The organism is Methylocaldum sp. RMAD-M, assembly GCF_017832375.1.
In the GTDB taxonomy this organism is placed as follows: Bacteria; Pseudomonadota; Gammaproteobacteria; order Methylococcales; family Methylococcaceae; genus Methylocaldum.
This window is the reverse complement of sequence record NZ_JAFIBZ010000011.1, coordinates 1-15,354: the sequence shown is the minus strand read 5'-3', so window position 1 is coordinate 15,354 and position 15,354 is coordinate 1. Positions and strand designations below refer to the sequence as shown.

The window sequence follows — 15,354 nt, the reverse complement described above, 5'->3', positions numbered from 1 at the left end:
CAGGTGTAGATATAGGTCGGCAGTCCCTTGCCGACGAACCTGTTGCGTCGGGAAAGGATTGCCGACCTACAGGGCGGCCCAGTTGTAGCCGGTTCGTAGGTCGGCAATCCCTTGCCGACGGAGCCGCATGTCGGGACGCTGCGTCGGGAAAGGATTCCCGACCTACTTGGCGGCGCAGACGTAGGTCGGCAATCCTTTGCCGACGACTGCCCTTTCAAATCCAATACTTCGCGAACAGAACCAAATGCGCCAGAAAGCGCTGCCATAACGGCCGGTTCGGGTAAGCCTCGGGCGATACGTCCTTGGAGTGCTTCAAATCCCTTAGAAACGCAGACGCCAGGGCCGCCTTCGTACCGGCTTGACGCAGCACGTAATCGACTTCCAGATCGTGCCGTAGACTCCGCGAATTCATGTTGCTCGAACCCACCGTCATCCACTCGTCGATAATGATGGTCTTGGCGTGCAGAACGCCCGGCTGATACTCGTAAATTTTCACCCCGTGATCCAGCAGACTGCCGTAGAACGTCGCCGAGGTCCATGGCATGAAAAAGATGTCGGATATCGACGGGAGAATGATGCGAACGTCGACCCCTCGCTTCGCGGCTCGGTTAATCTCGTGCAGAAGACGCTCGTCCGGAACGAAATACGCGTTGGTGATCCAGATTCGCCGCTTGCTTCGGCCGATCCGCCGCAGGAGCTCCCTCGTGCGTGCGCGGCGCTGGCGCCGGGTGTCGTTCAGACGGAAGGGAGACCGCAGTGACGTTCGATGTCGGAGAGGATGCCAGCGCCAAGGATTCCATGCGCGCCGGAACGCCTGTTCGAGCGGCCGGGTGTCGATGTTCTCGATGCGAACCGCCGTGTCCCTCCATTCTTCTCCGCCGTGCGCGACCGGAAGATGTAGCGCGGAGACATTGAAACTGCCGATCCAGGCGATCCTTCGATCTATTGTGCAGACCTTCCGGTGATTGCGGTTGTTGAGCCGGGTCAATAGCTGCAAGAATTGCGGCGGCACCGCCCGGCCACCCGCCATGTGCCGCCAATGACGGAAAAACCACGGAATCGGATGGAATATCCGGAACGGAAATCCCGACTCCTCGAGCGCGGCGAGCAAGCGGCCTCCGGCAAGCGGCAGTCCCACGCCATCCACCAGGAAGCGGACTCTGACACCCCGCTGATGGGCATGGCTCATCGCGGCAATGAAGGCGCGCCCGACGGCGTCCAGTTCGAAAATATAGGTCTCGAGCTGAACCTCGCGGACGGCCGCGTTGATGTCGCGCACCAGATCGATGAAAAATTCATCCCCTCGAACGTAAAGCCGCTCCTCCACCGGCGATTCCGTCTCGGCATCGGGCCGATAGACAGCGGAGGACCCCGGCTTGAGCTCGGCTATCGATGAAACGGTATGGGGGTTGCTCCTAATTTTCTTCACTTGACGAAAACGTGCTTATGACACACTCCCGATAAGTTTGGTGCTGGGTCCACGCAAGGGCGTGCTAGAGCATTTTCCGGTTTGGCGTAGCGCCCGAGGTAGGTCGGGAATCCTTTCCCGACGCAGCGTCCCGACATGCGCCTCCGTCGGCAAGGGATTGCCGACCTACGAACCGGCACCGCGAGGTAGGTCGGGAATCCTTTCCCGACGCAGCTTCCCGACATGCGGCTCCGTCGGCAAAGGGTTGCCGACCTACGCAATACTTGTCCACCAGCGAGGTAGGTCGGGAATCCTTTCCCGACGCAGCTTCCCGACATGCGGCTCCGTCGGCAAGGGATTGCCGACCTACGCAATACTTGTCCACCAGCAAACAACCATATCCGATTAGACCCAGCCCGCTCTATAACGTCGCCCCGATAGGCGTTCTCAGAAAATCTATGAACTCCGGCAAGGCGCGGATCGGTGCGAGGCATGTCATGCCCGAACACACATAAGCGATTTCCCCCGTCTCCGCCTTGCGTTCGGCCAAAGTGCCGGACAAGGACTTTTCCTCGGCGGGTATCGCGAACGCCAGGCGCTGCGCGCCGGCAGCCGGCGTATCACGGACCGCATCGATCCAAGGCCGAAAAGCTTCCGGCCTTCCTCGCAGCACGATGAATTGCGGCGGATATAGCCAATCCAGCATGGCATTCAGCAAGGCACCGTGGGCATGGGGATATTGGCGCACCGACGGCATGGCAGCCCGCAGCGTACGTTCCGCGGCTTCGGTGTAGCGGTACTCGCCCACCAGATGGCCGAGGCGCAGCAAGGTCAGCGCAGCAACGCCGTTACCCGAAGGCATCGATTCGTCCATGAGCGTTTTCGGCCGCTGGATCAGTTCTTCGTGATCGTCCGAGGTGAAGAAAAATCCGCCTTGTTCCCGGTCTTCGAAACGGGCGAGAAGCTGGTCGGCCAGCTTCGAGAGCCAATCGAGGCGCTCCGTTCGCCACTCGCATTGCAGGAGTTCCAGACCGGCGTCGAGCAGAAACGCGTAGTCGTCCAAATACCCATTCAAATGGGCTCTGCCATCCTTGTAAGTCGCCAGCAGCCGGCTTTCCTCGACACATAGCTCCCGGCGCAAAAACTCGAAGGCCCGGTCCGCCGCGTCGATCCAATCCTTCCGCTCCAGCAACCGGCCGGCGGAAGCCAGTCCCTTGATCATCAAGCCGTTCCAGGCCGTCAGCACCTTATCGTCGCGTCCCGGCGTGATCCGCTTTTCGCGAGCCTGGAATAGGGTAGCGCGCGCGGATGCCAGTCGGCGTTCGGCTTCCGCCTGATCGATGCCCAAACGGGCGGCCACCTCCCGAAGCGGCGTTTCCACGTGCAGATGCCAATGGCCCTCGAAATTGGGGCTTCGATCCAGACCGTAATGGAGCTCCACGACCGCATATTCCTCGGACGAAAGAAGGTCTTTTATTTCCGCCCGATTCCAAACGTAATACTTGCCTTCCTCACCCTCGGAATCCGCGTCCAGACTCGAATAGAAACCGCCTTCAGGCGATTGCATCTCCCGTACGGCCCATTCCGCCGTCTCCTCCGAGACCTTCCGGAACAAAGGATCTTGGGTCGCTCGCCAAGCCTCGGCATACAGAGACAAAAAAACGCCGTTGTCGTACAGCATTTTCTCGAAATGGGGAATTTCCCAAGCGGTGTCTACCGAATAGCGGGCGAACCCGCCGCCGATGTGATCGTAAATCCCGCCTTCCGCCATCTTGGTAAGCGTCGTCGTCACCATGCGAAGAGCGGATGCATGCTCGTTCGGGTTCTGGCCCCATAAACGCAGCAGAAATTCGAGATTGGACAATTGGGGAAACTTCGGCGCATCGCCGAATCCGCCGTTGACGCTGTCGAAATTGGCTTCCAACTCGCGCTCCGCCCGGATAAGGACACCGGCATCCGGAGCTTCCGAGCCTTCTGCTTGTCTAATGGATTGCAGGATGTCGGCAAAAGACTTGCCGTGGTCCTCGAGATCTTGTTTGTGTCGGCGATAGTATTCGGCAACCTGGGCCAGCAAGGAACGGAATGCCGGTAACTGATAGCGAGCGGTATTCGGGAAATAGGTGCCGCCGAAGAACGGTAACTGATTGTGCGGATTGAGAAACATGGTCAGCGGCCAGCCGCCGGGACGGCGGGCGATAATTTGATGCGCTAGCTGATAGATCTTGTCCAAATCCGGCCGTTCCTCGCGATCCACCTTGATGTTGACGAACAGCTCGTTCATCACCGCCGCGGTCGCCTCGTCCTCGAACGATTCATGAGCCATCACGTGGCACCAGTGGCAGGCCGAATACCCGATGGACAGCAAGATCGGTTTGTCTTCCTTGCGGGCTTTTTCGAGCGCCTCGTCGCCCCAAGGGTACCAGTCGACCGGATTGTCGGCATGTTGCAGCAAATAGGGACTGGTTTCGGAACTCAGACGGTTTCTGTGAATGGAGTCCATGAGACTGCACCTTTTCTGGCGCCGGGGTACGGCGGGTTAATTTTCATTTATAGGGACGGTTGCCACCGGTCCGTCATTCAGGCTTGTGGCAGGCTTTTACCTTAACACTAGTTTGACACTCGAACAGCGGAAGAATCATCGTGGCCACGACATCATTTCCTTCCTACGGAGAGCCACCTTTATTCGTTGCCCATCCGGCGAAGCGATCAACGCGTACGTTTCCGTTCGCCACGCCATTCGACTTCGTCGGGAATTTGCGGACGGCCGAGGGAGCGACCATCCGCTACGGTATCGCTCGCCCCGCCCATGCGTTGAAACGGGGATCCGTGCTGCTGCTTCAGGGCCGTGCCGAATGTCTGGAGAAATATCGCGAAATCGTCGAAGGCCTTACCGCCAGGGGCCTTTATGTTTATTCGTTCGACTGGCACGGACAGGGGATGTCGGACCGCTTCTCGAAAGGTCGGAAAAAAGTCGACGTGACATCCTTCGACGATTATCTGGAAGACATCGCCTTGTTCATCCGGGAAGTGTGGTGCGTTCCGGAAGCCAACCGATATGTCATCGCCCATTCCACCGGCGGGCATGTCGCCTTGCGGTTCATGGCCGAACGGCGCTTGAAAGTCGACGGCGCACTGCTTTGCGCGCCCATGATCGACCTCAAAACCAAGGGCTGGCCGCGCTGGTTCGCGCCCATACTGGTCGGCGCCGTCGCCGGCATGGGATTCGCGGACTTACAGGCCCCCGGGGAACGGCATCATCTCCCGTCATTGCGGCGGTTTGAAGGCAATGCCCTGACCAGCGATCCCGAACGCTTCCGGGTTTTGCCGGAACTCGTCAAATCCAATCCGCTGCTGGAGCGCCGCGGCGCGACGTATCGCTGGGTACGTTCGGCATTCGCCTCGATCGCCAAGCTCAATGCTCGCGGAATCCCCGAGTCCATCGACGTGCCGGTGACCATCCTGATCGGCGACGACGACCGGATCGTCGATGCCGACGCGGCCAAACGCTTCGCGCGCCGACTGCCGAACGGACGGCTGCAGCTATTGAAAGGAGCACGCCACGAAATCATGATGGAAAGAAACGCGATCCTGAAGCGTTTCTGGCTGGCGGTGGACACTATGACCGAAAGGGGCCGGGCGGGGTTGCCAACTGTCCGCGGGGGCAATGGCATGGTGAAGAAGGTTCGTAATGCGTCCGCTAAGACGGACGTCCCGAAACCTGCCTGCCGATCGTAGGGTGGGTTAGGTGCGCGTCCATCCATCCGCGTGTCGCTCGGCGAGTCAGGCGCGCACCGTAACCCACCAAAGCGAAGCGGCAAGGCCATCGAACGTTGCTCCGGTGGGTTACGGCGCACGCGAAGCGCCGTGATCCACGGCCGGTCGACGCCGGAGTGCGCCTAACCCACCCTACGAAACCCCGGTCTTTCCTGGCTCCCAAGCTCTCGCTGCGGAGCCCTACCTCAGAAGCTCTAGCTTCAAGATATGGGGTCCCAAACAGGAGTTTAGGACCCAGCGTAACCGTTCGAAGTAGGTCGGGAATCCTTTCCCGACAAGATGGTCCGCAAAGGATTGCCAACCTACGAATCAGACCAATTCCACGCCGCTATATGGCGGTGAAAAACGCTCTAAGGTTTCAGCCCCGTTCCCGGCAACTCGGAACCATAGGCAAATAGCTGTATCAACCAGGCTGTCCCGGTTCCCCCAGCTTCGCCGGCTCGGCTTTTTCCTTCTTTTTCCGCGGGCGCCATAAGCCTCCCGAGGCATAGCAATTCCATCCCCAGCGCAACCAATCCAGCAGCGTATAGGCCAGCCACAAGGCCCAGGCCAGCATCAGCATGCGATACACCCAGAGGGGCGCCGACACGATCCAGGGACGGGGAAGCGCCGGGCCGCTGCGGTCCTGATACCAGTTCAACTCGTACGGACCGGAGCCGTTGCCGGCGATTTGCATGTCGGGCAGTCCCAGCAGTCCATGCCGAACCGCCTCCAGCAAAAGAGAGAGGGCGGCCAAGGTCAGAACGGCGAGTGCGACTTGGAGCAGGTTGAATCGGGTATCGTCCAGTTTTTGTCCGGCGCTCGCCCGCCATCCCAAGGCCAGCAGCCAGCCGGCCACGACGATGCCGCCGACCACCGGAATCTGGCTGAGGCCGATCAACAGCAGAAACCATTGCCAAGCCTTGACCGGCGTCAACGGCAGTTTTCCCAATGCCACCGAAAGCAATAGGATCACGATGAGCACGCCCCAGAACAACACCGCCGGACCGAAGCGCGGGCCGCCCGTCAGCAGCACCCAACGGTCCTGTCCCAGCGAAAAGGTAATCGCGCTGTTCACACTGGGGGCGCCGAGATCGATTTCGGGGGAGACCAGACGGCTACGAATCCCGGTTCCGTCGCGCCACACCAGAGTCGCGGTCTGTTCGCCCGGATGAATCGGCAGCGAAACCAGCCGTTCTTGCTGCCGGACCGGCTGCATCGCGCCGTCGATGGTCACGGATTGAAGTTCGGCATTCTCGGGAAGTTTTACCGTATGCTGCCCGCCCTGCGAGCTTCGCAGGCTAAGCGTCAGGGTGGCGTCCGTGGCATGCAGCCCTGGATTCAATTCCAACCGGCTGCGGTCCATGGTCAGCGTATTGCCGGGTACACCTTGAGGCCTAGTCAAGTGAAGCGTAACGGATTCGCCGGGCCAGGGACGCCATTCCGGCAGCCAGTTGCCTTCCGCGTCCTGATGATGGATGACCACGAGTCCTTCGGGGCGCATGTGCCAGATCGGGCTGATGTCCGCGCGCCAGATCTCGATCCACTCGGTGGTATCCGGAGCCTTTAGACCGATAGCGGGCCTTTTCGCCAGAACCGATTCCCAGCTGGTTGCATGCTGACCCGGCAATAGATTGACCATTACCTTGCCGTCGTCGACTTGCAGTCCCGGCGTGACGACCGACTCTCCCTCGATGAGCGGAATGCCGACGACCACCGGACGATCCAGCGGCGAAGCGCGGCGCACCACCGTGACCACGCGCCAGTCCAAGCCGATCTTGAGCGTGCGCTCGACCTCCAAAAACGGCGGCAAAGGCCGGGATTCCAGCGCCGGCAGTGCCTCCGCGGGCCGGTCGCCGTTCGAGACCCGCACGAGCTGCAATTGAACGTCGGGAACGCCGTTTTCGCGAATGCCTTCGATCCGCCAGCCTTCGCCCGAAGCCTCGGCTCGCCGGGGCTTGAGCGGCAGAGGGATTTGCATCTGATCGCGCGAGGGCAAGATTCCGGAAAGCGTGACGACATGACGGCCCGGCATCAGGGCCAGCCAGAGCGCGCCATCCCGGTTGCGGAACAAACCCTCCGCCGGCACGTTGTCGACCTCGACTTTCGAGGGCGTCCACTGTGCGGCGTTTACCGGCAAGGGCAGGGCGATCAGTTCCTGAGCGTGGACTTCCAGGGTTTGCCGCAACTGCGAGCCCTTGGCTTCGATTTTGAGCAGCGGGATCTCGGCGCATTGCGGCAGGCAATCCGGAGGTGCGAGCAGGCGCGTCTTCAGTTCCTCCAGCAAAGCCGGATCGGGAAAATCCGCCTTGGCATCCGGTATGAACAAGAGCAAGGGAAGCAATAACAGCGGCATGGCCGCATGAGGGGCAAAGGGACGAAAACGTGGCCGTCCGCCCAGAAACAGCACGGCCAACGCGATCAACACCGCAATACGCAGAAAGTTCAGCAGCAAATTGACCGCCGGTGAGAGCAGCACCAGGCCGATTTCCTGATCGCGGAGAACGGGACCGCTCCAGCCGAGCGGAATCGATTTCCACTGCCATTCCGGGAGACCAGGACCAGTTTGGGTGATCGCATTGGGATCGGTCTCCTTGAAAGCTCTGCCGCCTAAATCCGCCGCGGACGGAGCAGCCGGAGGCGCGCCTCGCTTATACAGCTTCGACCGGGGTGCATACGACTCCATGGTTTGCGGCGCTTCCACGGGCTCTTCCGCCTGTCTTCGAAACTCGGAAGGGGCGGTCGTCGACGGCATCGCGATCCAGGGCTGTTCCAGTTGCGGATAAAGCGCGAATCGGGCCTGATCGACCATGAATGGGATGGCAATCAGAATCAGCGCCAGCACGGCCAGATTCCGGTAAATACGAACGGCCGAAGCGATCTTTCCTTCCGGCAAAACCATCAGCAAGGCCGCCGCCGCCAGAATGTTGAGCCAGACGTAACGCGGCGCGCCCGGCTCGTGCCAGAGGAGCGCCAGGGCAACCAACGTAAAGGCGGCATACGGCCAGGACCACAATCGCGCTACCGCCATGGCCGTGATAAGCACCACGAACAGATCGAGCAGCGTCCATTCCGCGACCCAGGTGCCCGGTGCGTGATCCACGCCGGTCGCGGCGAATAAACGCCATCCAGGAGGAAGATTGAGTTCGGCACTCACGCTTCGGAAATCCTTGTTCCAGCCGGTCGCCGAGAGCGTTCGGATTCCGTCGATCCGGCTGTCGGCGGAAAGATCGACCGCCCCGCGCCGGACCTCGACGCCGACCGCGCCGGTGTCGTCCTCGCGCGTGATCGATTGTGGCTCCCCGTCGATGGCGACACGTCCCAGATCGACGCCCGGCCGAACGTTCAGCCGCCAATCTCGGGTCATGCGCCCGCCGACGAGATCGTTCACCGTATAGCCGCCTCCATCGAAATCCAGCCAGATGCGCCGCTGCAAGGTAAGGCTGTCGGGTTCCGGTTCCGGATCGCCGCGCCGGATGAGCTTAAGATTCATCGTGGCGCCGGATTCCATCCGGTAGGCAGGAAGCGACTTCCATTCATCCGGAAGATTGGTTTGGCGCGGATCGATGGCGGGAACGCCCTCGATTTCGACCACGCGCAATTGCGGCCGAGCGTCGAAAACCCAGATTTCTTCCGCAGGCCAGGGCTCGCCGCTTAGAGGCCGCCGAAGCGACTCGACCGGCCCCGGAAAGCGGGCGGCGAGTTGAACGGTCCAGTGCCCCGGACGAAGCTGCAAACGCAGCTTGCCGTCTGGCTCAAGACGGGCGGGCAGGGGAGATGAAACCTGCAAGGGAATCGAATCGGGCGGAAGAGCCCCATAGAGAACGATCTCGCGCTGTCTGCCGGACACATCAAGATCGATATGCGTCACCACGCGCAGCGGGGTGTTGTCCATGATCCGCCGGTAAACCTGCACGTCGACGGTCTCGGCTCTCGCCGATGGCCCCGTATCGTCGGACGCCTCGCGGTAGATCCACAATTGTCCCTGTTCGTTGAAGGCAGGGAAGGGGACGGATTGCCCCTTGACGATCAAAGAAATGATGCCGGTGTCGGTGGGCACCGCGAGATTTTCCGGCAGGCGGTCCCAAACAAAGCTGCCCTTGACGGAGTGCTCTCCCGGAGTGAGGCGGATTCCGGGGCTATTTTCGACCGTTGCGACAACGGCCGGTTTTCCATCCACCTCCACCTGTTGCGGCCAATGCTCGACACCGCCCGGAAGCGGCAACCAGCTCTCCGCGTAAACGCGAGCCTTCAACGCGAACCGGCCGGCATGATCGTCCAAAACCAATTCGAGACTCGTCGGCCAAATGCAGCGCCGTTCCTCCGGGTTGCCTTGTACTTGTGGGCAAAATCGATTCTCGTGGCCGCGCAAGACCCAGTCGGTCCAGGGTTTGAGAGAGTCGGGGACCGAATCCGCCGGGAGCGGATCGGCTAGGGCGATGACCGTGAACAGCAGAAGCGGAAGGAGCAACAGCGCCGATCGACGAAACATGAAGGGTCTCCATCTAAATTGGTAAGAGGAAGGCGGGGCGGAGTTTGCATTTATCAGATTTGTAAAGGTAGTGTAACGCCTGAAACACGTCTATCGAGGAAGAAGACCGAAGTGCGTTGGGGAAAGCTCCGAAAGAACCCTCTCCCGTTGGGATATGGTTGGGTGAGGGCTTATTTATCGCGGGAAAACCCCCGGCTCTGCCGCAATGCCATTAAGTTAAGGAAGCTCTGAGTAAGTGGATTTCGATTATGGTTCGACAAGCTCACCATGAGCGGAATCAATACCTTACCGTTCGTCCTGAGCCTGTCGAAGGACTTAATCAGAGCTTCCTTAAGCCGTCATTCCGGCAGGGATTGCTCACCCCATCCCTGGGGTTCGTCCTACGGACCGTGCTCCGCACGTCCAAATTTGCTCCTGGCAAATTTGTGCCGGACAAATCGGCAGGGCGAGGCGCAATGCGGCGAGCGGGCAGGCCAGGGAAGGACTGCCCAGGACTCGCGAGCGAAGCGGGACGGCGTAGCGTGGCGAGGCCGATTTGCACGCGAAGCGCCCGTAGGGTGCCGCACAGGGACTGTGCGGCATGAATCCAGTGCACAAGGAAGTGAGAGGCCTCTGCCATCCATAGCGTCTGGACCCCGGCATTCCAATCGCAAACGGTGTCTTCGGGAAGGGCGTGGCCGGCGCTCCCGGCCAGGCCGTTTGCGATTGGAAGGGTCGCGACTAAAGCGACCGTTTGCGATTGGAAGGGTCATCCCAGCGCTCCTGGGATGACCGTTTGCGATTGGAGCACCGAAGCCACCCTTCCCTGCCGGGGTGACGAGATGGCTTTTATCCGACGGCGGTCAGGCCCCTTCGAAGGGTCAGCCGTCGAAAGCCACCGGCTTTGCCGGTGGATCGTTACTGGTTCAAACAGCCGTAGGTCAGCAATCCTTTGGCGACCAATGTGGCTCGGAAGGATCGCGATTAAAGCGTCGCGCATGGGGTCTGAGCACCATTCCGCGCGAGCGCTATAATACCGCCCCATGGCCCAGCCTTTTACCGATCCACATGACCGTTTTTTCCGCGAAACCTTCTCCCGTCGCGACGTGGCGGAGGGCTTTTTGCGGAACTATCTGCCCACGGCCGTTGCGGACCGCATCGATTGGGCGAGTCTCGCCATCGCTAAGGACAGCTTCGTGGAAAAAGCCCTGCGTCATCATTTTTCCGACCTGCTGTACAGCGCCCGCCATCGCAATCGGGAAATCAAGATTTATCTGCTGGTAGAGCACAAAAGTCATTCGGACACCTGGGTGGCCCTCCAATTGCTGCGTTATCAAGTGCGTATTTGGGAGCTGCACCGTAAGCAAAAGCCCGGCGAGTATCTGCCGCCTATCGTGCCGCTGGTGCTTTATCATGGCCAGCAGCGCTGGCAGATACCGGACCGTTTCCATGCCCTGTTCGGCGTGCTGGACGAAGACTTAGCGTTCTATGTGCCGGATTTCCACTACGAGCTGTGCGACCTTACCCTGCCGGAACCGGCGAAAGTCCGCGACGCGGTGCTGAGCCGCCTGGTGCTCCTCGCTCTCAAGCACATCTTCGACCCGAATCCGAAGCAGGCGCTGGCAGGCATTCTTCCCCTAGTTCGGGAAATCCTGAATCGAGATACCACTCTTGAAATGTTGGAAGTAGTATTGCGCTACTATGTGCAAGCGAATCCAATATTGGAAGAAAACGACATTCGCGAATTGCTCACCGACATTGCCAACCTGGAGGACTATATGCCCACTTTTATAGACCGTTACATCGAACAAGGTCGGCAGCAAGGATTGTTTATTGGAAGACAGGAAGGAAGACAAGAAGGCAGACAGGAAGGCAGACAGGAAGGAAGACAAGAAGGCAGGCAGGAAGGACAGGCTGAATTGTTGCTTCGTCTGATGACCCGCAAATTCGGTCCACTCAGCAAGAAACATCGTCGACTCATCGAGCAGGCCGACGGCGATACCCTGCTGCGCTGGTCGGAACAGGTGTTGTTCGCAACAACGCCGGACGAAGCTTTGCGTTGAGCGGTCATGTTTTGCTCCGTATTTTTGAGGAAGTTCTGCTCAGGTCCTTCGACGGGTTCAGGACGAACGGTAAAGCGTTGATTCCGTTTGTAGTGGGCCTGTCGAACCATGAACGGCAACGGCAACGGCAACGGCAACGGCATCAGCTTGTCCAGAGTTTCCCTAAGCGTAATTTTCTGCAGAGCCGATATGAGGGATATCCTGATCCGGTTGCCTACGGGCCTCATCGGCAACTCGACGAATGATTACCCTGGTGGTGGCAACCCCAAACCTCAGAACCGTCGCTTCACACCGAATCCCGTAACCCTCCATGACCATAGACATTGATCAGTTCACCGAGGCCGAACTCATCGACCTCAACCGCCGGATCGTCGAGCGCCTGCGCTTTCTCCAGCAGATGCGGGCGCACGCCACCATGCTGAAGTTCTCGATCGGCGCCCGCGTCTGCTTCGATACCGACGACTTTCGCCGTATTACGGGAACGCTGGTACGCTACAATAAGAAAAGCGTAACCGTGGTGACCGACGATGGCCATCGTTGGACTGTCTCGCCCGGCTTTCTCCGTCCGGTGGAACCCCGCGATATTACGCCCACCGTCGACGGATTAACCTGCAGCATTCACCCTCGAAAGTAAGACTTCATCCTCGGAGATACCCCTGCCCAGTCGTTGCGACTTGGCAGAACGCGTGCATCAGAAAGCGACCCGCAAATATCTGACAGAGGACATTTGAAATGGATAAAGAAAGCAAACTCGAAGAAGAGATTCTGGCTTCCTTCGAAAGGGAAGAGTGGCGATCCGTGCCCAATCTCATGGAGGGCGTTTTCATCTCGCTCGTATCGCAAAACAGGCTTGGCGGACGTCGTCGGCGCCTTCGGCTCGGGTGAATTGATTCAAGCATTCGTAGGTCGGCAATCCTTTGCCGACGAACCCGTTGGCCCAACTGCACCGTCGGGAAGGGCGGCTTCGGCGCTCCAATCGCAAACGGCCTGGCCGGGAGCGCCGGCCACGCCCTTCCCGAAGACGCCGTTTGCGATTGGAAGGGGCCGATTAAAGGCCCGTTTGCGATTGGAAGGGTCGTCCGGGTGCTCCCCGGATGACCGTTTGCGATTGGAAGGGTCGCGACTAAAGCGACCGTTTGCGATTGGAAGGGATTCCCGACCTACTCGAGCGTGCCCGCACAGTAGGTATGAAAACCCTCTATGCATCGATAGCTTCCGCTTCGCTTGCCAAGGACAAGCGCGTCAATATACGCATCTCATCCCGTGATCTCGAAGATATTCAAGCAAAGGCCGCGGAAGAAGGAATCCCCTATCAGATACTGATGGCCAGCGTACTTCACAAGTACGTCACGGGGCGCCTTGTCGAAACGCCACCGAGCCCAACGCGTCGTTCAGCCCAGGTCGCCAGGAAAGCACGCACCGACTAACTTGCGATTGGCCACAGTTGCGATATCCGGCTGAGGCTCACTCCCATCGTTGAGTGATACGGAGTTTTGCACACGTAGACGTCCATTTTTGGGTAATTGTCTTGCGATCAGTTGAATAAATTCGTCTACGGTATTTGCATGCCTGCTACCAATCGGCGCCATATCTATGATTCCCCCCTAGATGAGCTCCACCCGGTCATCCTCGGAAAAAATGCCGGCTTCGCCCATGCGATGGTAGTCCTCGACGGTGATCCGGTGACGGCGCGGAAACGACTCCGCATTGGTATTCATGACGATCCTCCATAGGAACGGAATAGGCCAAACTTAGGCGCGCAAGAGGCGGCGGCAATTCTCATTTTGGACTTCCATTTATAATCAAGCGTTAGTAGAAGATTGACATGGTTTTGGCTCGTCATGCCGACATGACGGATTGGTGCTGATCGATGGAGGCCGCCACTCTGAGCTTTAGTCGAGTCATTGATTTTCCATACTCTTCAAAATGAGAACTGCTGATGTGGCGTGGCGCTTATCGAACCAGAGTTCCAGAAAGAAATCGTCTCCGGGCAAGACGCGAATGACGATTTCCATAACGATTGGACCTCCTCAACGCAAGGGATCGATGGAAAACGGCGTCTAACAGTTCCTCGGGACGGGTTTCAATCCATGGCTGAGCAACGCGGGCTTTTGGCCAGCGGAATCTCGCCAGCACGACGGCGTTTAAAGCACCTCCGAACAAAGAATGGACACCCCTCCAGAACCGTGACGCGAAGAGCATCGTGGTGCCGGAAACAGGGATGCGCCTTCGAGACTCCGCGTGCTCAGCTTGACATCCGCCTCCCTTCGGGCCAGTATTACCGTATTACTGCACGTCGGAGCTTACATTCATGCGGATTGAAACCAGCAAACTGACTTCCAAGTATCAGGCCACGATTCCGGAAGCCGTCCGCAAGGTCATGCACTTGCGCGCGGGGGATATTGTTGCGTTCGATATTGACGGGGATGAGGTGCGTTTGCGTAAAGCCAGCCCGGTCGATATTGCTTTTGCGCGAGCGCTTGAAGGGACATTGGGCGAATGGATGTCGGAGGCGGACGAAGAGGCCTATCGTGACCTTTGAGGCTTTTGATGTCGTGGTAGTGCCTTTTCCCTTTACCGACCGCTCGACTACCAAACGGAGGCCGGCACTGGTGTTATCCGATGGAGGTGGATTCAATGCGCAAGTCGGCCAGGCCGCAATGGCCATGATTACCAGCGCGAAGAATTCGGAATGGCCGCTGGATGTGGAAATTGCCGATTTGGACAGTGCGGGTTTGCCCTCGGCCTCCCTGGTGCGAATGAAGCTTTTTACGCTCGACGAGCGACTGGTTATACGAAAAGCGGGAAAACTCGCCCCGCATGATCGCGACCGGGTCGTCGAGTCGTTGCGCCGACTGCTGCCGCAGACAGCAAAATAAAGGGACACCCACTTTTTATTCAGAACAGCGAACCAAAGAGCATCGTGGCGCCGGAACAGCGGAGCTGCCTTCAACTCTTCTGAAATGAATCAGGAAAGTAAACTCGAAGAAGAAATTCTGGCTTCCTTCGAAAGGGAAGAGTGGCGATCCGTGCCCAATCTCACGGAGGAAATCGCGCGCCATGCATCGACTACCTTCGCTTCGCTTGCCACGGACAAGCGCGTCAATATACGTGTCTCGTCCCGTGATCTCGAAGACGTTCAGGGGAAGGCCGCGGAAGAGGGAATCCCAATCAGACACTGATGGCCAGCATACTTCACAAATACGTCACCGGACGCCTTGTCGAGCCCGCCGTCTCGCTCAACCGGGCATTGGATTAGAGCGTTTTTCACCCCGGTTTACCTGTTCGTGTCGAGAAGGAAGATCGTAGGTCGGCAATCCCTTGCCGACGAAGACTTGACGGCCTCGATCCGCCTAAAAAATTGAGACAGTAGTAGGATGGGCGAAGCGCCAGCATGCCCATCAACACATCGCTTGAGACAGCCGACCCTACGGTCAATCCAGCACCTCCGTGAGATCCACATCGATTTCCGGCAGCGCCAGAGGTTTTAGGTGCTCGCCCGCGCCGTGCCGTTGCAGCGTAAGCGTCCGAGCCTTACCGTGTTGACGGCGTCAAGCCGCGATGGGCTGGGTCAGTTCCGTCACCTGATCGGCCAGGTTCCAGGGTAGGAACTCGTCGATTCGATTGACGGGATGCTCGGCGATGCGGGCCAGCACGGT

11 protein-coding genes are annotated in these 15,354 nt (G+C 59.1%); 8 read left to right on the top strand and 3 right to left on the bottom strand.

Features of this window, described 5'->3' with window-relative positions:
* Positions 1-214: 214 nt before the first annotated feature.
* Positions 215-1,429: a phospholipase D-like domain-containing protein gene (locus tag JOD69_RS12445; protein WP_210023964.1), complete on the bottom strand. Its 1,215-nt coding sequence runs from the start codon at positions 1,427-1,429 to the stop codon at positions 215-217.
* Positions 1,430-1,829: 400 nt separating this feature from the next.
* The gene (locus tag JOD69_RS12440; RefSeq protein ID WP_210023963.1) at positions 1,830-3,908 is read right to left on the bottom strand and encodes a thioredoxin domain-containing protein; all 2,079 of its coding nucleotides are present in this window, start codon (positions 3,906-3,908) and stop codon (positions 1,830-1,832) included.
* A gap of 140 nt (positions 3,909-4,048) precedes the next feature.
* Between JOD69_RS12440 and JOD69_RS12435 the strand changes: the two genes are divergently transcribed.
* The gene (locus tag JOD69_RS12435) at positions 4,049-5,143 is read left to right on the top strand and encodes an alpha/beta hydrolase (RefSeq protein WP_210023962.1); all 1,095 of its coding nucleotides are present in this window, start codon (positions 4,049-4,051) and stop codon (positions 5,141-5,143) included.
* A gap of 442 nt (positions 5,144-5,585) precedes the next feature.
* Here the strand turns inward: JOD69_RS12435 and JOD69_RS12430 are convergent, their stop codons facing one another.
* A complete protein-coding gene (locus JOD69_RS12430) occupies positions 5,586-9,653 on the bottom strand; it encodes a hypothetical protein (RefSeq protein WP_210023961.1) in 4,068 nt (1,355 codons plus the stop codon).
* A 1,022-nt stretch (positions 9,654-10,675) separates the two neighbouring features.
* Between JOD69_RS12430 and JOD69_RS12425 the strand changes: the two genes are divergently transcribed.
* From JOD69_RS12425 to JOD69_RS12395, 7 genes are all read left to right on the top strand, one after another.
* Complete coding sequence (locus tag JOD69_RS12425) at positions 10,676-11,695, top strand: Rpn family recombination-promoting nuclease/putative transposase (protein ID WP_086133383.1); 1,020 nt, start codon at positions 10,676-10,678, stop codon at positions 11,693-11,695.
* Positions 11,696-12,005: 310 nt separating this feature from the next.
* Positions 12,006-12,329 carry a hypothetical protein gene (locus tag JOD69_RS12420; RefSeq protein WP_210023960.1) on the top strand — a complete coding sequence of 108 codons (324 nt, stop codon included), beginning with the start codon at positions 12,006-12,008 and terminating at the stop codon, positions 12,327-12,329.
* A 98-nt stretch (positions 12,330-12,427) separates the two neighbouring features.
* Positions 12,428-12,580: a hypothetical protein gene (locus JOD69_RS12415; RefSeq protein ID WP_210023959.1), complete on the top strand. Its 153-nt coding sequence runs from the start codon at positions 12,428-12,430 to the stop codon at positions 12,578-12,580.
* A gap of 302 nt (positions 12,581-12,882) precedes the next feature.
* On the top strand, positions 12,883-13,122 hold the full coding sequence (locus JOD69_RS12410) for a hypothetical protein (RefSeq protein ID WP_208110016.1): 240 nt from the start codon (positions 12,883-12,885) through the stop codon (positions 13,120-13,122).
* A gap of 884 nt (positions 13,123-14,006) precedes the next feature.
* Positions 14,007-14,237 carry an AbrB/MazE/SpoVT family DNA-binding domain-containing protein gene (locus tag JOD69_RS12405; protein ID WP_210023958.1) on the top strand — a complete coding sequence of 77 codons (231 nt, stop codon included), beginning with the start codon at positions 14,007-14,009 and terminating at the stop codon, positions 14,235-14,237.
* Positions 14,227-14,574 (top strand): type II toxin-antitoxin system PemK/MazF family toxin, encoded by a 348-nt coding sequence (locus JOD69_RS12400; RefSeq protein WP_210023957.1) that lies wholly within the window; start codon positions 14,227-14,229, stop codon positions 14,572-14,574. Before JOD69_RS12405 ends, JOD69_RS12400 begins: the two co-directional genes overlap by 11 nt.
* Positions 14,575-14,658: 84 nt before the next feature.
* Complete coding sequence (locus JOD69_RS12395) at positions 14,659-14,877, top strand: antitoxin (protein ID WP_245245582.1); 219 nt, start codon at positions 14,659-14,661, stop codon at positions 14,875-14,877.
* Positions 14,878-15,354: the final 477 nt, after the last annotated feature.

Excerpts from the sequence above, each read along its gene's own strand:
- JOD69_RS12440 (WP_210023963.1), bottom strand. The coding sequence starts at position 3,908 with ATGGACTCCATTCACAGAAACCGTCTGAGTTCCGAAACCAGTCCCTAT.
- JOD69_RS12430 (WP_210023961.1), bottom strand. The coding sequence starts at position 9,653 with ATGTTTCGTCGATCGGCGCTGTTGCTCCTTCCGCTTCTGCTGTTCACG.
- JOD69_RS12425 (WP_086133383.1), top strand. The coding sequence starts at position 10,676 with ATGGCCCAGCCTTTTACCGATCCACATGACCGTTTTTTCCGCGAAACC.
- JOD69_RS12420 (WP_210023960.1), top strand. The coding sequence starts at position 12,006 with ATGACCATAGACATTGATCAGTTCACCGAGGCCGAACTCATCGACCTC.
- JOD69_RS12415 (WP_210023959.1), top strand. The coding sequence starts at position 12,428 with ATGGATAAAGAAAGCAAACTCGAAGAAGAGATTCTGGCTTCCTTCGAA.
- JOD69_RS12410 (WP_208110016.1), top strand. The coding sequence starts at position 12,883 with ATGAAAACCCTCTATGCATCGATAGCTTCCGCTTCGCTTGCCAAGGAC.
- JOD69_RS12405 (WP_210023958.1), top strand. The coding sequence starts at position 14,007 with ATGCGGATTGAAACCAGCAAACTGACTTCCAAGTATCAGGCCACGATT.
- JOD69_RS12395 (WP_245245582.1), top strand. The coding sequence starts at position 14,659 with ATGAATCAGGAAAGTAAACTCGAAGAAGAAATTCTGGCTTCCTTCGAA.